This is a genomic window from Allorhizobium sp. Av2, assembly GCF_021462805.2.
Lineage (GTDB): Bacteria > Pseudomonadota > Alphaproteobacteria > Rhizobiales > Rhizobiaceae > Allorhizobium > Allorhizobium vitis_G.
Map to the genome: position 1 here is coordinate 365102 of NZ_CP192697.1, position 25981 is coordinate 391082.

General features: G+C 59.0%; 22 protein-coding genes. 9 read left to right on the top strand and 13 right to left on the bottom strand.

Annotation, left to right across the window (positions count from 1 at the left end; translation table 11 throughout):
- Nucleotides 1–278: 278 nt before the first annotated feature.
- A complete protein-coding gene (locus FS819_RS19640; RefSeq protein ID WP_156547294.1) occupies nucleotides 279–3296 on the top strand; it encodes a LodA/GoxA family CTQ-dependent oxidase in 3018 nt (1005 codons plus the stop codon).
- On the top strand, nucleotides 3280–4437 hold the full coding sequence (locus FS819_RS19645; RefSeq protein WP_197434029.1) for an NAD(P)/FAD-dependent oxidoreductase: 1158 nt from the start codon (nucleotides 3280–3282) through the stop codon (nucleotides 4435–4437). The genes FS819_RS19640 and FS819_RS19645 overlap by 17 nt, the downstream gene beginning before the upstream one ends.
- 19 nt (nucleotides 4438–4456) lie before the next feature.
- Here the strand turns inward: FS819_RS19645 and mnhG are convergent, their stop codons facing one another.
- The 6 genes from mnhG to FS819_RS19675 are packed head-to-tail and all read right to left on the bottom strand — an operon-like array spanning nucleotide 4457 to nucleotide 10460.
- Nucleotides 4457–4825: a monovalent cation/H(+) antiporter subunit G gene (mnhG, locus tag FS819_RS19650; RefSeq protein WP_156547296.1), complete on the bottom strand. Its 369-nt coding sequence runs from the start codon at nucleotides 4823–4825 to the stop codon at nucleotides 4457–4459.
- The gene (locus FS819_RS19655; RefSeq protein WP_060717187.1) at nucleotides 4822–5103 is read right to left on the bottom strand and encodes a K+/H+ antiporter subunit F; all 282 of its coding nucleotides are present in this window, start codon (nucleotides 5101–5103) and stop codon (nucleotides 4822–4824) included. Before FS819_RS19655 ends, mnhG begins: the two co-directional genes overlap by 4 nt.
- Nucleotides 5100–5576: a Na+/H+ antiporter subunit E gene (locus FS819_RS19660; protein ID WP_156547297.1), complete on the bottom strand. Its 477-nt coding sequence runs from the start codon at nucleotides 5574–5576 to the stop codon at nucleotides 5100–5102. The genes FS819_RS19655 and FS819_RS19660 overlap by 4 nt, the downstream gene beginning before the upstream one ends.
- Nucleotides 5576–7207, bottom strand: coding sequence for a monovalent cation/H+ antiporter subunit D (locus tag FS819_RS19665; RefSeq protein WP_156547298.1), 1632 nt, complete (start codon nucleotides 7205–7207; stop codon nucleotides 5576–5578). Before FS819_RS19665 ends, FS819_RS19660 begins: the two co-directional genes overlap by 1 nt.
- Complete coding sequence (locus FS819_RS19670) at nucleotides 7204–7539, bottom strand: Na+/H+ antiporter subunit C (protein WP_012653663.1); 336 nt, start codon at nucleotides 7537–7539, stop codon at nucleotides 7204–7206. Before FS819_RS19670 ends, FS819_RS19665 begins: the two co-directional genes overlap by 4 nt.
- A complete protein-coding gene (locus tag FS819_RS19675) occupies nucleotides 7539–10460 on the bottom strand; it encodes a monovalent cation/H+ antiporter subunit A (RefSeq protein WP_234624487.1) in 2922 nt (973 codons plus the stop codon). Before FS819_RS19675 ends, FS819_RS19670 begins: the two co-directional genes overlap by 1 nt.
- Nucleotides 10461–10586: 126 nt before the next feature.
- Between FS819_RS19675 and FS819_RS19680 the strand changes: the two genes are divergently transcribed.
- The 7 genes from FS819_RS19680 (at nucleotide 10587) to FS819_RS19710 (ending at nucleotide 18260) form a co-directional block, all read left to right on the top strand.
- Nucleotides 10587–10835: a helix-turn-helix transcriptional regulator gene (locus FS819_RS19680; RefSeq protein WP_156547300.1), complete on the top strand. Its 249-nt coding sequence runs from the start codon at nucleotides 10587–10589 to the stop codon at nucleotides 10833–10835.
- A gap of 218 nt (nucleotides 10836–11053) precedes the next feature.
- On the top strand, nucleotides 11054–12040 hold the full coding sequence (locus FS819_RS19685) for a BMP family protein (protein WP_156547301.1): 987 nt from the start codon (nucleotides 11054–11056) through the stop codon (nucleotides 12038–12040).
- A gap of 7 nt (nucleotides 12041–12047) precedes the next feature.
- Nucleotides 12048–13457 carry an amidase gene (locus tag FS819_RS19690; RefSeq protein WP_156547302.1) on the top strand — a complete coding sequence of 470 codons (1410 nt, stop codon included), beginning with the start codon at nucleotides 12048–12050 and terminating at the stop codon, nucleotides 13455–13457.
- The gene (locus FS819_RS19695) at nucleotides 13454–14974 is read left to right on the top strand and encodes an ABC transporter ATP-binding protein (protein ID WP_156547303.1); all 1521 of its coding nucleotides are present in this window, start codon (nucleotides 13454–13456) and stop codon (nucleotides 14972–14974) included. Before FS819_RS19690 ends, FS819_RS19695 begins: the two co-directional genes overlap by 4 nt.
- On the top strand, nucleotides 14964–16013 hold the full coding sequence (locus tag FS819_RS19700) for an ABC transporter permease (protein WP_156547304.1): 1050 nt from the start codon (nucleotides 14964–14966) through the stop codon (nucleotides 16011–16013). Before FS819_RS19695 ends, FS819_RS19700 begins: the two co-directional genes overlap by 11 nt.
- Complete coding sequence (locus tag FS819_RS19705; RefSeq protein WP_156547305.1) at nucleotides 16010–16954, top strand: ABC transporter permease; 945 nt, start codon at nucleotides 16010–16012, stop codon at nucleotides 16952–16954. Before FS819_RS19700 ends, FS819_RS19705 begins: the two co-directional genes overlap by 4 nt.
- Before the next feature lie 16 nt (nucleotides 16955–16970).
- Complete coding sequence (locus FS819_RS19710; RefSeq protein ID WP_156547306.1) at nucleotides 16971–18260, top strand: amidohydrolase family protein; 1290 nt, start codon at nucleotides 16971–16973, stop codon at nucleotides 18258–18260.
- Here the strand turns inward: FS819_RS19710 and FS819_RS19715 are convergent.
- From FS819_RS19715 to FS819_RS19745, 7 genes are read right to left on the bottom strand one after another with little or no spacing between them, the layout of a single operon-like run.
- Complete coding sequence (locus FS819_RS19715; protein WP_156547307.1) at nucleotides 18254–19834, bottom strand: amidohydrolase family protein; 1581 nt, start codon at nucleotides 19832–19834, stop codon at nucleotides 18254–18256. The two genes, FS819_RS19710 and FS819_RS19715, sit on opposite strands and share 7 nt — an antisense overlap.
- Entirely contained in the window at nucleotides 19831–20877 is a 1047-nt protein-coding gene (locus FS819_RS19720; protein ID WP_156532088.1) for a questin oxidase family protein, read from the bottom strand. Before FS819_RS19720 ends, FS819_RS19715 begins: the two co-directional genes overlap by 4 nt.
- Before the next feature lie 14 nt (nucleotides 20878–20891).
- Nucleotides 20892–21710, bottom strand: a complete 819-nt coding sequence (locus FS819_RS19725; RefSeq protein WP_156547308.1) for a creatininase family protein — start codon at nucleotides 21708–21710, stop codon at nucleotides 20892–20894.
- Nucleotides 21707–23188 carry a SidA/IucD/PvdA family monooxygenase gene (locus FS819_RS19730; RefSeq protein ID WP_156547309.1) on the bottom strand — a complete coding sequence of 494 codons (1482 nt, stop codon included), beginning with the start codon at nucleotides 23186–23188 and terminating at the stop codon, nucleotides 21707–21709. Before FS819_RS19730 ends, FS819_RS19725 begins: the two co-directional genes overlap by 4 nt.
- Nucleotides 23181–23978 carry an ABC transporter permease gene (locus FS819_RS19735; protein ID WP_156547310.1) on the bottom strand — a complete coding sequence of 266 codons (798 nt, stop codon included), beginning with the start codon at nucleotides 23976–23978 and terminating at the stop codon, nucleotides 23181–23183. The genes FS819_RS19730 and FS819_RS19735 overlap by 8 nt, the downstream gene beginning before the upstream one ends.
- Nucleotides 23975–24853: an ABC transporter permease gene (locus FS819_RS19740; protein ID WP_156547311.1), complete on the bottom strand. Its 879-nt coding sequence runs from the start codon at nucleotides 24851–24853 to the stop codon at nucleotides 23975–23977. The genes FS819_RS19735 and FS819_RS19740 overlap by 4 nt, the downstream gene beginning before the upstream one ends.
- On the bottom strand, nucleotides 24850–25980 hold the full coding sequence (locus FS819_RS19745) for an ABC transporter ATP-binding protein (RefSeq protein ID WP_156547312.1): 1131 nt from the start codon (nucleotides 25978–25980) through the stop codon (nucleotides 24850–24852). The genes FS819_RS19740 and FS819_RS19745 overlap by 4 nt, the downstream gene beginning before the upstream one ends.
- Nucleotide 25981: the final 1 nt, after the last annotated feature.

Here is a 25981-nt window from a genome sequence, read left to right on the forward strand (position 1 = left end):
GATCGGTTTTGCGTGATTTGTAGTCCTCTTATGGGCAACAGATCGTCTTTGCTTTGATAACCGCTACACGCGGTGCGATATCGTAACTTTCCAAGGGATGAATGGGTTTTAGCGCACTTTATCCGGACCTTTTGCATATTCCGTTTCACCAGAGACGAAACGCATAATGTTGTAGATCGAACTGACGGGCGGGCATTCATACAACGACATGAGTTGATTGTATTTACATTATATACACCTTATAGGTGTTTTTCATTCGCATCGAGGAGGAGCGCGCCATGGATCACATCAAGGCATCTGCTGAGGGCAATGCGCCAGATATAAACTGCGCTATTGATCCAATTGAATCGTTGAAAACCATGTTTGTTGACATGGTGCAGGGCGGTCGTATTGCCAAGGGGCAATGTCCGGCCATGCGACCGGTGTTTCTGAAACCGCATGGTATTGCTTCGGCGCAGTTTCTGATCCGGTCCGATCTGCCCGCGCCCTATCAGGTCGGGATTTTTGCCCATGTCGGCAAATCCTTTGATGCCTGGCTGCGCTTTTCTTCCGATACGTTACCGACACTTGAGGACTTCAAATCCACGCTGGGAATTGGCATCAAGCTATTCGATGTTCCCGGAAAGAAGCTGCTTGGCAATCCAGACTCACAAACCTTCGATTTTATCCTGCAAAATTTCAATGTCTTCTTCGTCGATACGGCTGCGGATATGTGCGCCTTCACCAAGGCTGGTGTGGTTGATGGCGACTATGATCCCTATCTCAAGGCTCACCCAAAGACGGCTCAATTGCTGGATGCGATGGCCAAACCTGTGGCCAGCGTGCTGGCAACGCCCTATTGGAGCGGGCTGCCTTTTAGTTTCGGCGAAACCTATGCCAAATATAAACTGGAGCCGACCATCTCTGTTGATCCGCCGGCGGATGATCCGACAGACCCTACCTATCTGGCGGCTGATCTTGCCAGTCGCCTGAGCACGGGCGAAGCACGGTTCCGCTTCATGGTACAGTTGCGCACCGTGCCGGACCGTATGCCGCTGGATGAGGCGACCGTGGAGTGGCCGGAAGATCTCAGCCCGCCGATCCATGTTGCCGATTTGGTCATCCCTCAGCAGGATATCAATGCCCGCGGTCAGGCCGACTATGGTGAGAACCTCTCGATGAATATCTGGCGTGTCACGGAGGAGCACAGGCCAGTGGGCTCTATTGCCGATGCCCGCCGTGTGGTTTATGCGGCGGCCGCCGAATTGCGCCGTAATGTAAACGGAATCCCGGTTGGTGAGCCGGAAGTGCCTCGTCCCCAGTCTGTGCCAGCACCACGCGGCCTCGATAGCACCATCGTGCGTGCCGCAATCCATCCGGCCATCGGCATTGCCCGTATTGGTGATGCCAAGACCGAATATTTCATCGGTCCCGAAGTCACGGATGCGCCACCGGAAAATGCCCCGCCACCATCATTTTACCGAGACAAGACGGGTGCCATCAAGCGGCAGGCCGCCCGGTTCCGCATCTATGGTTACAATGCTGCTGGCGACGTCGTGAGCGAACTGACCAACGACAATGCCGATATCCAGTGGACCGTGCATGTCGCCAATCGTAAAGCGCAATGGTACCAGTTCCAGTATGCTCTGGATATTCCAGAGGCGATTGATGCGCCCGACAATGCCTTTCCGCTGCGCAATCCAGACGTCGCGGATCGCTCGACGCTGGCTATCGATCCCGGCCCCCGCAGCATTTCGGGCCGCGCTGTCTCTGGCCCAGCCTATGCCTTCGACACAGGAACCTTCAAGGCGGCAGCAGCCGAGCCGGTTGTCGTGCCGTTGGGTGAACTGAGGACGGATGAGGAAGGGCGACTGATCTTCCTGGGCGGGCATGGTAAATCTGCCTCGCCGACCAATGCCCCGGTCTATGAGCCGGATAATCCGCCAAGTTTTAACAATGCCAATGATTGGTATGACGATACGTCTGACGGCCCTGTGATGGCGCAGGTTTCCATCAATGGTCAATCGATCCCGGTGGAATCGGCTTGGGTGGTGGTCGCACCGCCAAATTACGCGCCCGATATCATCAGCTGGCGCACGATGTATGACCTGTTGTGCGATGTCTCGGTTCAGGCGGGCTGGATGCCGCTGCCGAGTGAACCATCCTTCTCGACGGACATCCTGCCGATATTACAGCGTCTCAGCAATCTGCAATGGGTCAATAAGGGCTTTGCGGCGTATTTCGGCAAAGGCTGCCCATTGGATTTCAATAATCCTGATCTGCTTGCCAAGCTGTCGCAGAAACCCGCAGGCTTGGCGGAGGGGGATGACCCTTACGGCGAGTTGCGTCGCACGCTTTTCAACGGCTTCCGCCCGTCCGCGCCTATTGTGGCCGAGCCGGTGCAATGGCCGCATGTACAGCCTTGGATCTATGGCGACGCCTTCGGCAGTTTCTCCGAAACTGGCCCCGGCAACATGCTGACGATGACGGGACTGCAAGAAGCCATTCTGCGCAAATGGGTGGAGGGCAGCTTCATTGACGATTGGCCGGAGGCAATAAAGCCGGTCTCGAAGATTGAAGAGGTTCCTCTTCCGGGGCAACCGCATATGCTGGATAAGGCCGCCTTGCATTATTGCCTTTCCGATACATTCCACCCGGGCTGCGAGATGACCTGGCCAATGCGCCACGCCAGCCTGTATTCTGCGCCCTTCCGCATCCGTCTGCGTCCAGCCGATACTCCAGAGCCGGACTATGGAACGACCATGACGCCCATTCTGGTGGAAAAGGTCGGCGGGCCGCTCTACGATCAGCTGCCGGGTGGCATTACCCGGTGGATGGCAATCCCCTGGCAGGGCGACACGGCCTTCTGCCGCTCGGGCTATGATCCTGAATTTGATCCCTATTTGCCGACGTTCTGGGCGGCGCGCGTGCCCAATCAGGTGTTGAGCGAGGAGGATTACAACAAGGTCATCAATGCCAAGCTGCCACGCGCGGAGCGTATTGCGGCCTATAGCCGCCGTGTCAACTGGCTGCGTGCGATCATGAACCACGATACGGCGCAAGTCATGATGGATATGATCGCCGAATTCGGGCAGCTTGGCATTGTCGAGGCACGACCGGGGGTAAAGGGTGATCCTGATTTCCCTGAATATATCTATGTCGAGACATTGGCCGTCAGCAAACTCAAGCATGCCGCCGATCATGCGGTTCGCTTGCTTGCAGAGGCTCCGCAGCCGCTGACCAAGCTGGAAAAGGCCGGTTGGGCAAGCCGCGAGCAACTCGAAGCATTTCGAGCTGTCCGTGTTCAAAAGCGTTGAAAACCAGACGCGAACAGCCCCGCCGCAGGGCGACGGAGCTGTGTTTGATGTCGTTGTCGCAGGGGCGGGACCAGCAGGGACCATCGCCGCCCGTCACCTCGCCCGTGCGGGCCGGTCTGTGGTTATGCTTGATCGGCTTCGTTCCCATGCACCGCGTTTGGGCGAAACATTGCCGGGGGCTGCGCAAAGGCTTTTGGTTCAGCAGGGGCTTGCCGATCTAGCCGTGCCTGGGCCGCACCATGCACGGGTTGGCGGTGGCCTGACGGTCTGGGGCGATGAGCATGTGGTGGCAAGTGATACTTTGCGTGACCCCTATGGGCCTGGTCTGCGCCTGGACCGCGCCCAATTCGATGCCGATCTGCGGCAGGCGAGCCTTGAAGCCAATTGCTTTTGGTGGAAGGCGAATATCAGCGACATTAACATGCAAGACGGGTTGTGGGTGATCGGGCTGGATGATGGGCGCATCATCCGCGCTTCCTATATCATCGATGCGACGGGGCGCTCGGCGCGAATTGTCCGCCTGCTTGGTGTTGCGCAGCACCGCGGTACGGCGCTGGTCTCGCTGTATCAAATCGCAAAGCCTCAGAAAAATGCTGATCTGGAGCGGACGCTGATTGAGGCCACACCCGATGGCTGGATTTATGCGGGCCGGCTTGCCGATGGTTTTTGGGCGATTGGCTATCACACATTGCCCCAGGAGGCGGTGCGGCTGCGGCGCTTGCCTGATCGCCGTATTGCACTTTTTAACGAAGCGCCCCATCTGACCTCATGCCTTGGCGCGTTGGAATGGGAGGGGCCGGTCTTTGCCCGTGATGCCCGCAGTCTTGCCGCCATCACCCCATGCGGTGAAGGTTGGTATGCTGTCGGGGATGCGGCCCTGGCCTTTGATCCGATTGCAGGTCAAGGCCTGTTCAATGCCCTGCGCACTGGAATGGCCGCTGCCGAGGGCATTCTTGCTGCTCCAGCGACGGGCTTATCAGCTTACGCGCAGGAGCTGGCGCGTGTTCACGCAATCTATACCACCCGGCGGCAAAGCCTCTATCGCTCCGAAAGCCGTTGGAAAGAAAGCGATTTCTGGAAGGCGCAGCAAGATCAAGTGGCTGTATCCGTTGACGTGGGTCTCCAACACATCGCTATATGAAAGGTTGCCGGGCGGCGTCTCACTCCGCTTGAGACTTTGCGATCTGTTTGGGCGGCACATTTCCATTTCTCTCGACCCGGTCACGGTGAAGCGCCGCGCGGGCCAGCATCATCAGCGTGACCGGCGTCGTGACAGTGACGAAAATGCCGATCAGAATTTCATGGATCGCCAGGCGTGACGATGCAATGGAAAAAAAGATCATCGATCCAAGCATGATCCCACCAACGCCCCAGCTCGTTCCAAGCGTTGGCGCATGGATGCGCTCATAGAATGTTGGCAAGCGCAGGAATCCGATTGCGCCAATCAGCGCCAGCGTCGCGCCAACCAGCAGGAAAAAGGCAATGCAGATGGCGGCCCAAACGGGAATATCCGTTGCGGAATAGATCATTCGATCACCTCCCCACGCATCAGAAATTTACCCAGGGCAACGGAGGCGACAAATCCCAACATGCCGATCACCAGGGCGGCTTCAAAATAAATCTCCCGGCCCGTGCCGACACCGAAAGTCACCAGCAGCAGCATGGCATTGATGTAAAACGTGTCGAGGCCAATGATCCGGTCCTGAGCGCGGGGTCCGATGAACATCCGTACTGACACGATGGCCATGGAGGCCACGAGCATCAATTGGGCGAGCGAGACAGCACTGAAGAGAATGATTGCGCTCATGCGAATATCTCCAATAGCAGTTTTTCGTAGCGGTTCTTGATCGTATCGCGCCAGACGGATTCATCTTTGATATCGAGGACATGAAGAAGAACGGAATTGTCGTTGGAATCATATTCAAGCCATGCCGAACCCGGCGTGCTTGTCAGGATCACCGCCAGTACGGCCAGGGCGAACTGGCTTTTGATCTCCAGCTGAATAATCACAAATCCCGGATCGTGCTGCCGCGATCCGCTCCTGATGATGATGGCGGCGACAGCAATGTTCGATTTGGCGATGTCGTAAAGGACGACAAGAAACAGCTTGGGAAGAAGATACCATTTTTTCAGGTGCGGCTTTTCAGGACGCAGCGACGCCATGGCCCAGCCTGCGAAGACAGCGACGAATATGCCCAGGATCAAATGGCCAAGGGTGAAACCATTGAGCAGTAGCCACATGACGACCAGCGACAGGGTGAGAACCGGATAGGGCAACATTACTCGCCGTCCTTTCCAGTGTTGGACAGGCTTTTGAAGCCGGGAATTTGCGTCGCGTTGCGGACCGCGTCGATGTAATTTGCCGGGTTGCTCAAGGCGCGGATCGTCGTGTCCATATAGTGCATTGCCGGTCCGGCCTGGATGGTGAGAGCGAGCGTGAGCGCCAGCAGAAACATCACGGGAACGATTTCGATGACGAGGACACGCGGAACAGTGCCTTCGATCGAGCTCCAGAATGTGCGGATGCCGGCGCGGGTCATGGAAATCAGCGCGGCGATACCCGACAGGATGACCAGCACGATCAGCGCCCAGATCGCCATAGTTGGCGGCGAACCGATGGCACCGGTGCCCATCATTGCCGATAGCATCGCGAATTTGGCGATGAAGCCGGACAGCGGCGGCAGGCCGGAGAGCAATATTCCGCAGGCAGCAAAACAAATGCCGAGAATGGCCATGGTGCCGGGCATGGTGACGCCTTCTTCTTCATAGGGCGCCTGCTCATCCGCATCGCCATAGGCATCCATCGTCACGGCAAGGACGTTGGCGCCCGCATCCTGTCCCCGTTCGACAAGCTCGATCAACATGAAGAATGCGCTGATGGTCAGTGTTGAACTGACAAGATAAAGCAGAGCTCCAGAGGAGACGGCCCCGTCATTGATGCCGACAACCATCAACAAGGTGCCTGAAGACACCAGAACCGAAAACCCGGCCAGCCGACCGAGCGCCTGGGAGGCGAGGACGCCAATCGTCCCGAAAATAAGCGTTGCCATGCCGCCATAGAGCAGCACGCCCGCGCCGAAGCCCGCCGATGGGCCTTCTGCGAATAACAGCATGGTCAGCCGCAGGATGACATAGATCCCGAGCTTACTCATGATGGCGAAAATGCCTGCCACGGGAGCCGATGCCGCGCTATAGGCAGTCGGTAGCCAGAAGCAGAGCGGCCACATGCCCGCCTTGATCAGGAAGACGACACCCAATATGCCTGCACCTGCCTCCATCAACATGCGACGGTCCGGCTCCATTTCGGGAATGCGGGCAGCAAGATCAGCCATGTTGAGGGTGCCAGCCGTGCCGTAAATCAGGCTGACGCCGATCAGGAACAGCAGGGCAGCCACCAGATTGACGGCAATGTAATGCAGCCCCGCCTTGACCCGAAGGGGGCCGGACCCATGCAGCAGGAGACCATAGGACGCGGCCAGCATCACCTCGAAAAACACGAAGAGATTGAAGAGGTCGCCCGTCAGGAAGGCTCCGTTGACGCCCATCAGCAGCAGTTGGAGCATGCTGTGAAAATGTGCGCCGACCGCATGCCAGCGGGCAAACGAAAACATCAGGGCCGGGATGGCGAGCAATGCCGTCAGCAGCAGCATAAGGGCCGACAAACCATCCAGTACCAGCACGATGCCGAATGGCGCCGCCCAGTTGCCGACCAGATAGACATTCTCAAAGCTGTTCGGCCCGCTTTCGATGCGAAACAGAATGATGGCTATGGCTGCCAGCGCGACCGCCGAGACAAGGCTGATCATCGCCTTGGTCAACCTTTGGCGCTCATCGACGAGCAGAAGCACCGCACTGGCAACCAATGGCACCAGCACGGGCGCAATGATCAGATGATGGGCCCAACCATTCATTTTGGTTCGTTCCTCCCATCGACATGGTCGCTTCCCGTCAGACCGCGCGAGGCCAGCAGCACCACCAGAAACAAGGCGGTGGTGGCAAAGCCGATGACGATAGCTGTGAGAACGAGAGCTTGCGGCACAGGGTCCGCCAGATGGCCAGCGCCGTCATCGCCAAGAATGGGTGGCACATTCGCCTTGACGCCACCAACACCGAAGATGAACAGATTCACGGCATAGGATAGCAGTGAAAGCCCGACGATTACCTGATAGGTGCGAGGCCGCAGGATGAGCCAGACGCCGCAGCCGGTCATAACGCCGATGGCGATCGATAGAACAAGCTCCATCACCCTTCCTCCGATTTCGAGGCATCAATCATGCGCAGGCGATTGATGCGCAAGGACTGATGCGCGAGAGCGACGAGAATAAGAACCGTGGAGCCGACCACGAGCGCAAACACGCCGAGATCAAATAGCAGCGCCGTTGCCGCCGGGATCTTTCCGATCAACGGGAGATCGATATAGCGGGAATGCGAGGTGAGGAACGGATATCCCAGCAACCAGGCGCCGATGCCGGTGGCGACGGCGGTCAACAGGCCTGCACCCATCCAGCGCAGCGGCAGGATACGGATACGATCTTCCGCCCAGCGGGTGCCGCCCGCCAGATATTGCAGCAGAAACGCAATCGACAGCGTCAACCCCGCAGAAAACCCACCGCCCGGCAGGTCATGTCCACGCATGAACAGGTAAACCGACAACGTGACGATAACTGGAAACAGCCATTGCATGATGACCGAGGGGATCAGAAGATAGTCGCGCACCGTATCGCCCGCTGACCGCTCTGGCCGTTCCTCATCGAAGCGGTTTTGCGCCTGCTGCTGTTCCGGCATGCCCATGCTGTCTTCGGCGGGGCGGAAGCGGCGCAGAAGCCCGTAGACCGTCAGCGCTACAACTCCAAGAACGGCAATCTCGCCCAGCGTATCGAAACCGCGGAAATCCACCAGTATGACATTGACCACATTGCGGCCACCGCCCTGTGAATAGGCGTTTTCCAGGAAATAGCTGGCGATGGCATCGGGAACCGGCATGGTCATCACCGCATAGGCGGTGAACGACATGGCGACACCACAGAGAACTGCGAGGGCGAAATCCCGAAACCGGCGAAACCGCGCCCTCAAGGTCATGGTCTCGCCAAGTCCTTCGGATCGCTTGGGAAGCCAGCGCAGGCCGAGAAGGATGAGGACTGTGGTGACGATTTCGACCAGCAATTGCGTGATGGCCAGATCGGGTGCCGAGAGCCAGACGAAGGTGAGGCAGACGATAAGACCGACGCCACCGAGCATCACCAATGATGCGAGACGGTGGTATTTCGCCAGATAGGCGGTGCCGATGGCAAGGCAGATGCCGATGGCCCAAAGGGCTGCAAACACCGGGTCAGCGCCGGAATAGACAAGCGGGCGAACCTCGAAGCCTCTCAGGTAAAGAGGCAGCATTCCTGCCGCAAAACCCACTGTCACCAGCCAGCGAAGTTGCGGCTGTAGCTTGCGGGTGCCGAGGCGACGTTCGGCGATACGCGCCCAGTGCCAGGACACTTCAACGATAACGCGCTCGAAAATGCGCTGGCCTTTGAACTTGTGAAAAAACGGCGGGCCATCGTGGCACCGGGCGAGATAGTCCTTCAACAGGACATAGATCAGTCCGCCGCCGACAAGGGCGATCATGCTCATCACCAATGGCAGATTGACGCCATGCCAGATTGCCAGACTGTATTCCGGCGTATCGGCCCTGAGAACACTGACGACGGCGACGTGAAGAAAGGGACCGATCGAGACTGCCGGGATGATGCCGACAATCAGGCAGGCCAGCACAAGAAACTCCACGGGAAACCGCATCCAGCGCGGTGGTTCGTGCGGACGGGCAACCGGGAGATCCTGAGGCGGCGGGCCAAAGAACACCGTATGGATGAACCGCAGCGAATAGGCGACGCTGAAGGCACTGGCAAGCGTTGCGACATAGGGCAGGATGGTGTCCAGGATCGAATCCGCATGGGTTTCAACGGCTTCGGCAAAGAACATTTCCTTGGACAGAAAGCCGTTGAGAAGCGGAACGCCAGCCATCGCCGCGCTGGCAACGATAGCAAGCGTTGCGGTGAACGGCATGAACCGGAACAGCCCGCTCAACCGCCGCATGTCACGGGTTCCGGTCTCGTGATCGATGATCCCTGCTGCCATGAACAGCGATGCCTTGAAGGTCGCATGGTTCAGCATGTGGAAAATAGCCGCCACCGTTGCCAATGGGCTTCCCAGACTGAGCAATGTGGTAATCAGTCCGAGATGGCTGATGGTCGAATAGGCCAGCAGCCCTTTGAGATCCTGCTGGAACATCGCAAAATAGGCGCCGAGCAACAAGGTTGTGATCCCAGCCGCTCCGACAATCCAGAACCATTCATCGGTGCCTGATAGCACAGGCCAGAACCGCACCAGCAGAAACACCCCGGCTTTGACCATGGTTGCAGAATGGAGAAAGGCCGAAACCGGCGTTGGAGCGGCCATGGCGTTCGGTAGCCAGAAATGAAACGGAAACTGGGCGCTTTTCGTCAGCGCTCCAAGCAATATGAACACCAGGGCGGGGACATAAAGGGAATGTTCGCGAATGACATTGCCGGAGTCGAGAATGGTGTCGAGATCATAGCTGCCGACGATATTGCCGAGCAGAATAAGGCCAATCAACAGGCAGAAACCGCCGATCCCGGTAATGGTCAGCGCCATTCGGGCGCCGTCGCGCGCGTTGGGATTATTATGCCAATAGCTGATCAGCAGGAATGAAAAAATGCTTGTCAGTTCCCAGAAGACCGACAGGAGGATGACATTGCCCGAAAGCACGATGCCAAGCATCGCGCCCATGAAGGCCAGCAGGAAGGAGAAGAACCGGGGAACCGGATCTTCTTCCGACATATAATAGCGGGCATAGAGCACGACCAGAAAGCCGATGGCTGCAATCAGCATGGTGAAGATCCATGCCAGGCCATCCATCCGCAGCGTAAAATCCAGACCAAGCTGCGGTAGCCATGGCATGTTGAACTTTACGACGCCGCCATCGGCGACCGCTGGATAGAGACTTGCCGTCAGCGCCAGCGAAATGAGCATGACAATAGCGGCCGAGCCTGCCGGAAGGCGGCGAGACGGCGTATTCAGCAAAAATACAGATAAGAGACTTCCGACGAAAGGCAGAAGCAGGAGAACAACGAGCAGAGACGGTCCAGCTGTTATCCCAATGCTGTGTTCCTTTTTGATTCGAGCCCGGAATGCCTATGCCGCACAACGGATTGGCATCTAGCGACCCGCGCTTTATTGCGCTATATGATGGATATCAATCAATATGGGTGATACTTGGCGATGGGTCAAGGAAACGAGTCCAAGTTTTTAACACCAGCGTTGTGTCGCGCGGCACGCGGCCTTCTGGATTGGACCCAACAGGACCTTGCCGAGCGAGCGGGTGTCTCACGTAGCACCATTAAAGATTACGAAAACTGTCGTCACGATCTTCATCGTGCCAGCGCAGCCCAGTTGAGCCTTGCATTGGAAGGGGGAGGTGTCGTCTTCATTCACCTTGATGATGGCAGAGTTGGGCTATGCTCAAAATGATAATGACATTGATGCGGCCAGAAGGCTTTCTTCCCGGCGGAAGTTAGAATTATTGCCCAAGTTTCTGGCCGAAGTTTCGTGGTCCCGTCGTCTTGCGCGGTATATCTGTCCGGTTGCAGAACCTCGAATCTGCTTATTTTATAATCGCCCCGCGTGCTTGACACATTTTTAGGCCGCCCTTAACAATTTCTACCAAATGGTAAAAAAAGGGGTTCAGAATGGGTGAGCAGTTTTTGATGTCGCGTCGGTCCGTACTGGCGTCGGGCATGGCTTTGGGTGTCAGCGCTTTTGCCCCATCCTTGCGCGCGGCAGCACCGATCAAGGTGGCGGGCATTCATGGCTCGCCGGTGGAAAATGCCTGGAACTCGGTGCTGCACAAGGCATTGCAGGATGCCGCCAAGGAAGGCGTGATTGAATATGTGTTTTCCGAGGGCGTGTCCGGCACGGACTATCCGCGCGCGATGCGCGAATATGCCGAGCAGAATGCCAAGCTCATCATTGGTGAAACCTTCCCCGTGGAAAAGCAGGCACGCGAAGTTGCCGCCGATTATCCGAAGACGGCCTTTGTCATGGGCTCCAGCGGCAAGCTATCCGGCGATAATTTTGGTGTTTTCGGCACCTGGAATTTTGATGGTGCCTATCTGGCGGGCATGCTGGCTGGCAAGATGACCAAATCCAACATCGTCGGCTCTGTCGGTGCCATGCCAATCCCGGAAGTCAACATGCTGATCAATGCATTTGGCGCAGGCGTAAAAGCTGTCAACCCCAATGCCAAGCATCTTGTGACCTTCATCGGCACGTTCTTTGATCCGCCAAAAGCGCGTGAAGCAGGCCTTGCCCAGATTGATGCCGGTGCTGACATCCTGTTTGGCGAACGCATTGGCACGGCAGATGCCGCCAAGGAACGCGGCATCAAATCCGTTGGCTCGTTGATCGATTACACCCCCCGTTATCCCAACACGGTGTTTGCAAACGCGCTGTGGAACTTCCGCCCGATCCTCAATGCCGCTCTGGCTGATGTTGCAGCAGGCAAACCAACCGGGCGCGATTACACCGCCTATGGCCTGATGAAAGAAGGCGGCAGCGACATTGTTTTCGTCAAGGGTGTAGCGCCCGCTGATGCCGAAGCGGCCATGGAAGCCAAGCGCGCCGAGATCAAGGCGGGAACGTTTGAAGTGCCAAAGATCATGACCGAACCAAAGTAAGCCAACCATGCAAGCTGATGCTACTGCTCTGGCCCAAGCGATCGCACACGGTCGCTTGTCTGCCACCGAGGCAATGCAGGCCTCAATCTCCGCCGCTGAAACTCTCAATGATCTGGGTGCCATTGCCTATATCGATGCGGAAAAGGGCCTTGAAGCGGCGCGGGCAATTGATGCCCTGCCGCTTGATACCAAGCCGCGCTCTGCCATGGCCTTTGCCGGTGTGCCCACGCTTGCCAAGGATCTGGGCGGGCCGTTTGCGGGCTTTCCGGTGGTGGCGGGATCAAGGCTCATGGCGCGCCGTGGCGGATTGGTTGATTCCGATTTGGCGGTGCGTTTCCGCGCGGAGGGCTTTTGCGTTTTTGGCCTGACCACCAGCCCGGAATTTGGCCTTTCTCTGGCAAGCGAGCCGCAGATTGGTCCTATCTGCCGTAATCCGCTGGATAGCGCTCGCACGGCTGGCGGGTCTTCTGGTGGTGCTGCGGCCGCTGTTGCTGCCGGAATTGTGGCCATTGCCCATGCCACCGATGCCGGTGGTTCCATCCGCGTGCCCGCCGCCTGCTGCGGCCTTGTCGGCCTGAAACCCAGCCGCGGTGCCATGCCCTCTGGCCCCAGCTTTGGCAATCATTTGGGCGGCATTGCCAGCGAGCTGGTGATTTCCAGATCGGTGCGCGACACGGCAACCAGCTTTTCCGAGCTCAGTGGCAATGTGAAAGGTCCATTCCCGCCATTTTCACCCACACCGCCAAAGGCTGGCCGCTTGCGCATCGGCATTCTCACCGACACGGGCGATCAATATGCCACCGACAGTGAGCGCTTGGTGGCCATTGATGAGGCAGGGCGGGCATTGGAAGCCGACGGTCACCAGCTCGTGCCCATTGCCTTTTCACAAATCGCCCAGCCAGCGGCGGCAAGCAACGATGCCTTTGTCAATATTGTCTGCGCCAATCTTGCGGAGACGTTTTCGAAATTCAACCTTGATGCATCCAAGACGGAAACACTGACACAGGCGACCATTGAGCGCGGACTGGAACTGTCCGCCGCCCATCTGTGGCGCAGCCTCAACGCCATGGTGCTTGTCAGCCGCGATCTATGGCGGTTGTTCGAGGATATCGATTGTCTGTTGTGCCCGATGTTGTCATCAGCACCCTTGCCGATTGGCTCTTTCCCCAGTGATCATCGCAATACCGATCTGCATTTCGACCGCATGGCGCGCTTTGCGCCGCTCGCAGCCCTTGCCAATGCGTCAGGCTGCCCGGCCATCACCCTGCCATATGGAAGCGATGCCTCCGGCTTGCCGCTTCCGGTGCAAATGCTGGCTCCGATGGGCAGTGAGCCATTGCTTTTGCAATTGGCAACCCGCCTTGAGAGGGACCAGCGGTTCCAGCAGAGGTTCCCCATTGCTGGATTGACGCAATGACTGTGCCCGTGCTCGACATTATCGGTGTCAGCAAACGGTTTGGCAGCAATCGGGCCAATGACGACATTTCGCTATCGCTGGCAAAGGGCGAAATTCTGGCGCTGCTCGGCGAAAATGGGGCGGGAAAAACCACCCTGATGAGCATCCTTTTTGGCCATTATGTGCCAGATTCCGGCAAGGTTCTGGTCGAGGGCAGGGAGTTGCCGCCCGGCAAACCACGCGCCGCCATTCGGGCAGGCATTGGCATGGTGCATCAGCATTTCTCGCTGGCGCCAAACCTGACCGTTCTGGAAAACGTGACAACGGGCAGTGAGAGCCTATGGTCCCTGCGGTCGCGGCGTGCGCAGGCGCGGGAAAAGCTGATGGCCATTTCCAGACGCTTCGGCCTGAAAGTTGATCCAGATGCCCGTCTCGGCGATTTATCGGTGGGCGAGCAGCAGCGGGTCGAAATCCTCAAGGCACTGTACAATGATGCCCGCATTCTGGTGCTGGATGAACCGACCGCTGTTCTCACTCAAGCTGAAGCAGAAATGCTGTTTGCAACCCTGAAAGATATGGCGTCACAGGGCCTGTCGCTGATTTTCATTTCCCACAAGCTCGATGAGGTCATGTCTGCCGCCGACCGGATCGTGGTGCTGCGCGGTGGACGGCGTGTGGCAGAGCGCAAAGCATCCGAGACCAGCAAGGCAGAGCTTGCCGAGCTTATGGTGGGGCGCACAGTGACCCGACCTGTACGTGACGCCTCCACTCCGGGTGACATTGTTCTGGAAGCCGCACATCTCACCCTCCGCAAAGACGGCGTCGATGTGCTGAAGGCAATCGATTTTCGACTGCGGGCTGGCGAGGTTCTTGGCATCATTGGTGTTTCCGGCAATGGCCAGGGTGTTCTGGCGCAAGTGCTCTCCGGCACGATACAGCATACGGCTGGCGACCTCCTAGTGTTCGGCACCCCGGTGGAGAACCTGTCGGTGGCAGATGCCGTGACGGCTGGCATCGGTCGCATCCCCGAAGACCGCAATAAGGAAGGCGTGATCGGCGAGATGGCGATTTGGGAAAACGCCATCCTAGAGCGGCTCCCTTCCTTTTCACGGCGCGGCCTTGTCAACCGCAAGGCAGGCATGGAATTTGCCCGCACTATCATCGAGCAATTCGATGTGCGCGGCGGCACGCCAGCCAGCCGCATCCGGCTACTGTCTGGCGGCAACATGCAGAAACTCATTCTGGGACGCAACCTCATCAATCGCCCCCGTATTCTTCTGGCCGCCCAACCCGCGCGGGGTCTGGACGAAGGAGCCGTGGCTGCCGTGCATGAGCGCATTCTCGAGGCGCGCCGGGCCGGGACTGCCGTGCTGCTGATTTCCGAGGATCTGGATGAGGTTATGGCGCTTGCCGACCGTATTCAAGCCATTGTCGGCGGCAGGCTATCACCGCCGATCAACGCGGAGGACGCCAATGCCCGCAAACTCGGCCTGATGATGGCAGGCGAATGGCAGGCGGAGATGTCCCATGCGGTTTGAGCGACGCGAACATCGCCCTCTTGTGCTCGTCATCGCCACGCCCATCATGGCCATTGTCGCCGCGCTGGCGATCTCAGGCATTCTCATTGCCATAGCAGGTGCGCCGGTTCTGGAAGCCTATTGGCGTATCCTGATCGGTGCTTTCGGCTCGCGCCTCTCGACCACGGAAACACTGACCCGCGCAACACCTCTGATGCTGACAGGTCTTTCTGCGGCAGTGGCGTTTCGGGCGCGGCTGTGGAATATCGGGGCCGAGGGCCAGCTTTATCTCGGTGCCATCACCGTTGCGGCGGCAAGTTCTCATGTTTTAGGTGATTTTCCTCCAGCCATCCAGATTCCCGCCCTGCTGATCCTCGGCGCTCTTGCGGGCATGGTTTTGCTGCTCGTGCCGCTTTGGCTGCGCCTGCGTTTTTCCGTGGACGAGGTGGTGACAACCCTGCTGCTCAATTTCGTAGCGGTGCTGTTTGTCTCAATGCTGATCGATACCGTGTTGAAAGACCCTATGGCTTTCGGTTGGCCGCAATCGCAATCGGTAGCCGATGCGGCCATGCTGCCAAAGCTGCTTTCGCGCTCACGCCTGCATTTGGGGCTCGTGATTGCTGTGGTACTGGCGCTGGTGCTGCATTTTGTGCAACAACGCACAGTATTTGGTATTCGCTCAAGAGCGGCAGGCCTTAACCCGGCAGGGGCAGTGTTTGCCGGTGTGCCGCTTGGCCGCACGCTGGTGACTGTTGCCTGCATTTCCGGCGGTCTTGCGGGGCTTGCAGGGGCTGTGGAAGTCATGGGCGTCAAGGGCTATGTGACGACGGATCTCTCTCCCGGTTATGGCTATTCCGGCATTGTGGTGGCCATGCTGGCCAATCTCAACCCGCTGGGCGTTGTGCTGGCAGCGCTGTTTACGGCCACCATGTTCGTGGGCGCGGATGGCATGAGCCGCGCCATGGGCATTCCCAGCTATATTGCCGATGTGACCGTGGCGCTCTCGTTGCTGACCATGCTGATCGCGCTGTTTTTCACCCAATACAGGATTGTCCGATGAGCGCCATGATGGACATCCTCGCCTCAACAGGCCTCTGGGCCGCAGTCCTCAGGATTGCCACGCCGCTGATTTTCGGCACGCTCGGGGCGCTGCTGTGCGAACGGGCAGGGGTGCTTAATCTCGGCATCGAAGGCGTCATGACCTTTGGTGCCATGATTGGCTGGTTATCGGTCTATCACGGTGCCGATCTATGGACCGGCCTGCTGATTGCGGCACTGGCGGGCGGTGTTTTTGGTGCATTGCATGCGCTTTTGACGGTGACCCTCGGACTATCCCAGCATGTCTGTGGCCTCGGGATCACGCTGTTTGCGTCCAGCTTCAGCTATTACACCTTCCGTTTGGCGGTTCCAGTCGCGGGAACTCCGCCAACCATTGTTCCGTTCAAGCCAATTGCCATTCCGGGTCTCAGCGATCTGCCCTTTGTCGGATCTGCCTTTTTCGTGCAGACACCGCCAACCTATCTTGCCATTTTGCTGGCTGTCATTCTGGCCTATGTCATCTTTCGCACGCCCTTGGGGCTGGCTATCCGCATGACCGGCGAAAACCCCCATGCGGCGGAAGCGCAAGGAATCAATCCAATGGCGGTGCGCTATGGTGCCGTTATTGCTGGCTCGGCCCTGATGGGCATGGCCGGGGCCTTCCTGACCCTGTCGGCGTTCAACAGCTTTTTCCCGACCATGGTGCAGGGCCGCGGCTGGATTTGCATTGCACTCGTGGTGTTTTCCTCATGGCGACCGGGCCGGGCGCTGCTGGGTGCATTGCTTTTTGCCTTTTTCGATGGCTTTCAACTGCGGCTGCAAACGGCGTTGGGTGGGGCAGTGCCCTACCAACTGTTTCTGATGACCCCTTACATCCTGTCCATCGCCGCCCTTGCGGTGATGGCGCGCCGGGCCCGCGTGCCACAGGCGTTGATGCAACCCTATCGGCGCGGCGAGCGCTGAACCAAGGAAACTCACCATGTTCGATCTCATTATCCGCAATGCCAACCTGCCAGATGGCCGCAAGGGTTTCGATATTGGCCTCGCTGGCGGAAAGATCACCGCCATCGAAAAGCGTCTGAATGCAGTGTGCGGCGAGGAGATCGATGCAATGGACCGTCTCGTCAGCCCACCATTTTGCGATCCGCATTTTCATATGGATGCAACGCTGTCACTTGGCATGCCGCGCATGAATGTGTCCGGCACATTGCTGGAAGGTATCGCGCTCTGGGGCGAGTTGCGACCGCTGCTGACCAAGGAAGCGCTGGTTGAACGCGCCCTGCGCTACTGCGATCTCGCCGTCTCCCAAGGCCTGCTGTTCATCCGCAGCCATGTCGATACATCCGATCCAAGACTGGTGACGGCAGAAGCCTTGATTGAGGTGCGCGAACGGGTGGCACCCTATATTCAGTTGCAGCTCGTGGCCTTTCCGCAGGATGGATATTACCGCGCCGAAGGCGGCGTTTCCTCGCTCAATCGGGCGCTGGATATGGGCATAGACATCGTTGGCGGCATCCCGCATTTCGAGCGGACGATGGAGAAGGGAAGACTGTCGCTGGAAGCTCTCTGCCGTATTGCTGCCGAGCGGGGCCTGCCGGTCGATATCCATTGCGACGAGACCGACGATCCAATGTCACGCCATATCGAAACGCTGGCTGCGGAAACCATTCGCCATGGGCTGCAAGGCCGCGTGGCGGGATCGCATCTCACCTCCATGCATTCCATGGACAATTATTACGTCTCCAAGCTCATTCCGCTGATGGCAGAAGCCCAGATCAACGTCATCCCCAACCCGCTCATCAATATCATGCTGCAAGGCCGCCACGATACCTATCCGAAACGCCGTGGCATGACGCGCGTGCGCGAACTGATGGCGGCAGGCCTCAACGTTTCCTTCGGTCAGGATTGCACCATGGACCCCTGGTATTCGATGGGCTCAGCCGACATGCTGGAGGTGGGCCATATGGCCATCCATGTGGCGCAGATGGGCGGGCTGGACGATAAGAGACAGATTTTTGACGCGCTCACCGTCAATTCGGCAAAGACCATGGGTCTCGAAGGCTATGGTCTGGAGGTTGGCTGCAAGGCCGATCTCGTCGTGTTGCAGGCCGCTGACGTGTTTGAAGCCCTTCGCCTCAAGCCATCACGCCTGTTTGTGGTCAAGGGCGGCAAAGTAATTTCCCGCACCGCGCCGCGCATTGGAGAGCTGTTTCTGGAAGGTCGCCCTGCGGCTGTCGATAGCGGGCGCGATTACGTGCCGCTCTACTGATCCGACATTGAATTGTAGCGGTAACGACGATAGCCAGCCCCAAAGCCCAGCTGGCGCAGGCTGGTTTCGAGATGTGGCAGCAGGGTTTCCACCACCTGCCAGGCGTCCCGTTCCGCTGATGTTTCCGGGCGTGATAGAATGGCCTCGATTTCCGCCATGACAGCATCGCGGTCCACGGTTGTCACGCGCCCGCCATCGACGACCAGCCGTCCGCCGACGAAAACCTGTTCTATGGCATGGCGTCCGCCGCGATGCAGCAGCGCTTCCACGGGCGGCGTTTTTGGGTTGATGGCCGGGCGGGCGATCCGGTCCTTGTCCATCAGCACAATATCGGCCTGCCAGCCGGGTTCGAGGCGTCCTGTAAAGCCACCAAACCCGGCAGAGGCCGCACCATGTTCGCTGGCCATTTGCAACACGGCGCCCGCATCCGGTCGGTCGTTCCAAAGGCCGGTTTCCCGGTGCAGTGCCCAGACCAGTTTCATTTCCAGTGTCATGTCGCGGTCGTCGGCAATATTCGACTGGTCGATGCCGAGGGCAACCGGAATGCCACGCCGCCGCATTTCGTTGACCGGCGCAATCCCGCTGCCGAGCCTGAGGCCGGAAGAGGCATTGTGGCAGATGGTGCAGCCGCAAGCAGCGATGATGTCGAGATCCTCGCCGCTCATCCAGTTGCCGTGGCCAAGCGTTACATTGGCATCGAGGCATTGCAGTTTTTGCAGATGCTGGACGGCGCTGCGGCCATAGGTGCGCCGGGCAAATTCCGCCTGCCGCTCGGTTTCGAGTAGATGCATGTGAACCTGGCCACCAGCCGCCTTGGCGGTCTCGAAAATCGTCTGCAAGGCATTATCGCTGCACCAGTGCAGATTGGCGGGCGCAAGATTCATGCGGATATGCTGGGGGTCGTTTTTCATAAAACGATTGCGCAGATCCTTGTAGAATTCCATCAGCCGGGTGACCGGAATATCGGCATTGGCCAGCTGCGGCGCAATCCAGTCTCGCGCCTTGGCGGGCAGGCGGCTCAAGATATCCGCATCCGGCTCGTAGGACAGAATATTGCGGTCGCGGATCATGAAGCAATAGCCGAGCCGCATGCCGATTTCGCCATAGGCTGAGATGGTTGCTTCTGCCGTCTGCATCCAGCTATCCGGCGTGCCGGAAAAGCCGCTATGGATGTGCTGTACGGTGGTCGTGCCGCTTTCCAGCATTTCGATGGCCGAATAAAGCGTATCCAGCCGCTGGTCGATGCGGCGCATGGCGCGAAATTGCGGCAACCACAGTTCCAGCGGCGCAAAAGGCACGCCCTGCATCAGCGGCGTCACGCCAAAATGATGATGCGCGTTGACCAGGCCCGGCATGGCAATCATCCGGCGTGAGCCAAAGCGTGGCAGGTGGTCATTGCCATAGCCGACTGCTTCCATCGGACCGATCTGGGCGATCATGCCCTTCTCGACGCGGATGCCGACATCGTGGCGCATGGTCATTTTGCCATCCGCGCCAAGGCCGGTCAGCACGGTGCCGGCCTCGATGATGCAATCTGCGCCGGGATTGTCCGGCATCGTAATGGCCTGCGTCATATCCGATAGTCTCCAATCAGGCCGAGACGCCGCGCCGCGGCCACGCGATAGAGCGGGTCTGCATAGATCGTCATTTCCTGTGCTGCCGAATAGGCAAGGCTGATATCGTGTTCGTCATAGCTGGCAGCTGCTGCCGCAAAAATCTCCGGCCAATCCGGGGCGGGCAACGCACGCCAGCGGGAGATCTCCTCCTCCGGCGGCAGGGTTGGAAAGTCCAGTTCCCGCATTAGCGCCGCAATCGCCTGCCAGAACACCCGCAGCAGGGTGCCCTGGGTTTGTCGGTCGCAGTAGGGGCTGAGCAGGCGTATCCAATGCAGGCCTGTGACCACATGAAGGGCGGCGAAATGCTGGGTGGCCGCAAATAAGCGGATGGCGACATCAGCCATTTTTTCCATCGTATCGGAGCCGATCTCTAGCCAGTCTACAACAGGAACAAAGTCGGGCAGGGCGGCAGCGTCACGCATGTTCTGCCACAGAAGATCATGAAGCGTCAGCGTGTGCATGGGGGCGATCAGCGTGACCCGGCGCAGCACTTCTGCCGGATCATCGGTGACAGGGCTTGCGCCGGTCGCAGGCGGCAGTGCCAGATAGGTGGCCGCCCAATAGGCAAGCGCAATGGCGATATCATCTTCTTTTTGGCGCAACACGCCATAGGCCGTGCGCATCAGGGCGTGGAAGGCGCTTGCCGCCACGCCCGGTGCCAGATCCGGCAGATAGTGCTTGAGCGCTGCCTCTATTCCGAGCCGGGAGACTTCAGCGGAGAAAAACAACCGCAGATCCGGCTCCCGCTCGCGTTGACCGAGAACTGAGCGCCAGCTTGCCGCATCGAGCGGCGTGGATGGCTGGCCGAAGGGCAGCAGTTTTTTATAGCTTTTATAGTGGTCGAAAAACCGGCGCATTTGGGCAGGTGTGCCGCCAATTTCGGCCAGGGCACAGAGCACCATCGGGGCGTGGTTGGCGAAGGTGCCGGTAAATTCCGATCCCCAGGCGGGCATTTCGGCGAGCAATGCCTCGACCGCCGCTGCTTTGGCTGGCGCCATCATGATGTTCTCCTCGCTCAGCACGGGTTCGAAAAGCGCGTCTGCGATGTAAGTTGCGAAAGATCGAAGGCCTGCGTCGCAGCAATCAGGCTGACAAGTCCATCGGCGGCGCGATCAAGCACGATCTGGCCCTTCTGCGCCGTTGCATTGCTGGCATTGCCGCAAACGCCAGCCGGATGCAGATCCTGCGCCTGCCAGCCGAAACCAACGGCACCTTCTGCTGTCAGCATGCTGCCGGATTTCTCAATTGCCACCGTCAGGGGGACGAAATTCTCGGCTTTGTCCATGGCCACCCGCTCCGGCGCGATTGCCAGCATCATGCTGGTTTCGATGTCGCCGCCATGGATGCCGTGGTCGATTTCCGCGCGCGAAAACAGATCCTCCACCGGTGCGATGCGGAACCAGGAACAGGAAACCGCCAACATGCCAAGTTCGATGCGGATATCGCGGCAGATGATGTCCATCAGCGCCATCTGCCCGCCATGGGAATTGAACAGGATCAATTTCGCCGCACCCGCACGCTTGACGCTGCGGGCCAGATCCAGCCAGACGTGACGCAGCGTCTCGCCGGAGATTGCCAGCGTGCCGGGGAAGGCGATGTGCTCGTCGGATTTTCCCACTGTCATGGGCGGCAGGAACAGGACGTCGGTGTCCGGCTGCAAGCGTTCCACCGTGCGCCGGATGATCTCCGCATTGATGGCCGCATCGACATCGACGGGCAGATGCGGGCCGTGTTGCTCGACAGCGGCGATGGGAAGCACCACCACGGTTTTTGAGAGATCCCGATCGGCAAAGGCTTGGGTTGAATGATCGACCCAGTAGAAAGACCTGATCATGATGCTTTTTCCATCATCCGTGCTGCATTTCGGGCAGCAATATCAGCTTCGAAATCATCACTGACCGGCAGGTCCTGCGAGCAATAGGCCTCCAGCCCCGGCAGGATGGCGTTTTCCTGATCCAGCAGCAGCCTGCGCTCAATGCCGCGCACCACCCTTGGCAGCGCATAGCGATGGCCGCTGATCGAGGTGGAATGCGGGCCATGGCTGACGAAACTCGCGCTGTTGAAGGCAAAAACCCGCCTGACCCAGCTGTCTTCCGGTGCCTTCGGCAGGAAGGCGTAATAGGGGTCGAGATAGGGCAATTGCGACAGCCGCGCATCTTCCTCTCCGGCGGAAGGCGTGAAGTGCTCACCCCAAAGCGCAACCTTTGGGGCCAGAGTTTTCAATTCCGGGCGCGCTGAGAGATCGACATCCATGCCGGTTGCCAGCAACAGGTGATCGAAGACCAGCGTGCCATCGGGCGTTTTCACCGAGACGGCGCCGTCCTTTTCACACACCTCCAGCCACGGTGTGGCGGGGCGCAGGGTAAAGCCAGGCAGGGCCATTGCCGTCTCAAAGGCGCGCACCGGTGGCGGCTGGTCGGTACTGCGGAAAAACCGGGCAATTTGCCAGCGGGTTTGGTCGGACAGCGCCCCAAAACCGGCGAGAAGCGGTGGTGCTTCCAGTGCGCGATGCGGATTGGTGCGCGGCAGCCGTGGTCGGCGAAAGCAGAGATCGACCGAGGCAGCACCGCTGTTCAGCGCGGTGACGGCATTGTCGAAGGCTGAGGCGCCGTGACCGAGAATGCCGATCCGCTTGCCCTTCAAGCGCTTAAAATCCACCGGTCCGTTGGTATGGTCATAGAACTCTGGTGGCAAAGCGTCTGAAATGAAGCGCGGCACCCGCCAGGCGCCTGCGCCATCAAAGCCGGTGGCCAGAACCACGGCCCGCGCCAGATGGCGCTCGACATGTCCCTGCCGCAGAGTGGTGACAGCCATCAGATCGCCTTCGGGCGACACATCCGTAACGCTCGTCTCATTGGTAACGGCAATGTCGAAAACCTCGGCATACCAGTCCAGATAGGCCTTCCAATCGGTGCGGGGGATGCGGCCCAGCGTCTGCCAGGCGTCGATCCCATAGCGGGTTTCGAACCAGCGGCGCACCGAGAGATTGGCGACGTTGAATTCGTTGCCCACCGCCGTTTTGGGGGTGCGCAATTCTTCCATGCGGGCAAAGGTGGTCCATGGCCCTTCCGAGCCAGCCGGGGCGCTGTCGAACAGGCGGATCTGCTGGACCCCATCCCATTTCAGCGCCGCTGCAATGGTGATAGCCGATTGTCCCCCGCCAACGATGGCGACATCGCAGACGGACGTGGTCGAGACGGGCAGTGGCGCAAGCCAGGGCGCCGCCGGATAGGCGAGGGCGGCAAGATCTGCCCTTGCTGCGTCCTTTAAACGGGCAAGTGCGGCCACGGCATCGGGGAGAGAATCAAGCATGGTCTGAGGGTCCTGAAACACTGTGTTTGTGCCGGTTGCGGCGATAAAGCTCGCTGGCAATGACGATCAAGGCTGTCAGCAAAAGCACCACGACCTGCATGGCATTGAGGTCGGGCTTCAGCTCGCGCCGGAATTGTGAGGCGACGATCAGCGATAGCGGCTGGGTGCGACCGGCGAGAAACATCGAAATGGTCAGATCCGCCAGCGACAGGATGACACCGATGGAATAGGCCGCGCCGATGGCACCCTTCAACTGCGGCAGCACGATCCGCCGAAAGCTTTGCCAGGGGGTGGCCCCCAGATCGCGGGCGGCATCTTCCAGCCGTTTGTCGAGGCGTATGACGGTAGCGGCAATGATGGTGGTGGCAAACGGGATGGCGACCAATGTCTGCGCGGCGATCAGCGCACCGGCTCCACGTCCCAGCCCCATCCAGTTCATCAGCATGGCCTGGGCAATCGACAATACGGTTTTTGGCACCAGAAACGGCAGGATGATCAGAAAGATGAAGACCGGTCGAAACGCCAGCCTGGGCGAGGCCAGTGCCAGGGCCGCGCAAAGTCCGATCAATGCCGCCAGGATGCCGACCGGCTGGGAGATCAGGAAACTGGTCAGGAAGCCATTGATAAAGGTCGCATTGCCGAACAAGTCTTTGTACCAGGAAAGCGTGAAGCCGCTTAAGGGAAAGGCCATCAAGCTGGAGGCATTGAAGGAAAACAGCGCCAGAACGATGATCGGTAGATAGAAGAAGCCGACAGCGAGGCCAAGTGTCAGGATGATCCGCCGGTTCATTTCAAGCTCCCCTGAAGGACAGCCCGCGCGCCTTTCAGCCGCAGCAGCAGCCAGGCCATAGTGCTTGCCGTTGCAAACAGTGCAATCAACAGGCACAGCGCTAAGGCCGAGGCGAGTGGCCAGTCGAAAGCCGTGCCGAAGAGGTTGTCGATCATCGCCATCGGGGTTGCGCCGGATGTGCCGCCCAGCAGGCTTGGGGTCAACATGTCACCGGCGGCGAGCGCAAAGACTGCCAGCAACCCGACAGCAAGGCCCGGCGTGGTCAGCGGAAAGATCACCCGTGTGAAGGCATCGAACGGTCTGGCACCGAGATCGCGGGCGGCTTCGATCAATCGTCGATCAATCAATTCGGTCGAAATCCAGACTGGCAGCACCATGAAGGGCAGCGTGTCGTAGAGAAGAACGAGATGAGTGGTGAAGGGAGAAAACAACAGGAACTTGACGGGCTGATCGACCAGCCCAAGCCATTTCAGCACCGCATTGACCAGCCCTTCGGAGCCCAGAACCACACGCCAGGCATAGATGCGGACGATTTCGCCGGTATAAAGCGGCGTCAGCAATACGATCTGGGCAATCCCCTTCCAGGCGATAGGCAGCCGGGAAATGGCAAGCGCAATGGGATAACCGAGCACTGCCGCCAGAAGGGCGGTGACCAGTCCGGATAGAACCGCCTTGCCGATCAACAGGGCAAAGACCGGATTGGACATCATCTGCCCCCAGCTGTGCAGGGAGAGGTCCGGCACCATGACGAAAGCATCCAGATCCACCGTGAACAGACTGAAGGCCACCAACAGCATCAGCGGCAACAGACAGCCGAGGACCAGCAGCAGCGAGACGGGAAGCGCCAGATGCGCACGGCTGAGGGCGAGCGTCATGATGCTAGCCTCGTGATGAAGCATGAAGCAGTGTCGAGCGCCATCGCGATTGTCGAGCCCGGTTCCGCTGGCCGGTCGGCCATCAGCCGCACCGTCACACCTGATATGTCCGCCTCGATCAGGTAGCGGTCGCCCTTGAAGACGACATGCCGCACTTTCCCCGTGAGAGCTAGCCCCGTGAGAGCTAGCGTTGTCGATGAATGTCCATCCGTTGCGCCAAGCCGCAAATGCTCAGGCCGGATCACCAGGGCGGCGCGTTCGCCTTTCGCAAGGCCATGGATGGCTGAAGTGGTGATGGTTCCAAGCGGCGTCCCGATGGTTGCCGTCTCCGTGTCTAGCGCCAGGACCTCGCCCTCCACCAGGCTCGCCGAGCCGATGAAATCCGCCACGAACGTGTCGGACGGGCGGGCATACAGCGTCACCGGGTCGGCTTTCTGGGCGATCTTGCCCTTGTTCATCACCACGACGATATCCGACAGCGCAAACGCTTCTTCCTGGTCATGGGTGACATAGACGAAAGCAATGCCGAGGCGCCGTTGCAGGTCTTTCAGCTCGATTTGCAAATGCCCACGCATCTTGCGATCCAGTGCCGAAAGCGGCTCATCGAGCAGCAGCAGATGCGGCTCGGCAATGATGGCACGGGCCACCGCCACCCGCTGCTGCTGGCCACCGGACAGCTGATGCGGATAGCGGCTGGTGAATTCGCCCATGTGAACGGCGTCCAGAGCCCGCTTCACACGCGGTGCCGGGTCTTGCGCACCACGGCGCAAGGTGAGCGAAAAAGCGACATTCTCGAACACGGTCAGATGCGGAAACAGTGCATAATTCTGGAACACCGTATTGACCGGTCGTCGTTCAGGCGGCACGCCCGCCAGTGAGCGTCCGTCGAGAACAAGCGACCCGGCATCCGGGGTCTCGAAGCCGCCGATCATCCGCAGGATCGTCGTCTTGCCGCAGCCGGAGGGGCCGAGAAAGGTGGTGAAGGCGCGTTCTGGAATGTCCAGATCCACGCCATCGACCGCACGGTTGCGGCCATAGGACTTGACGAGGCCCCTTGCGGACAAGAGCATCGGCAAACCGGTTCCCGCGTTCTGGTCCGATGCTGTCGTATCCCATGCCTGCGTCATG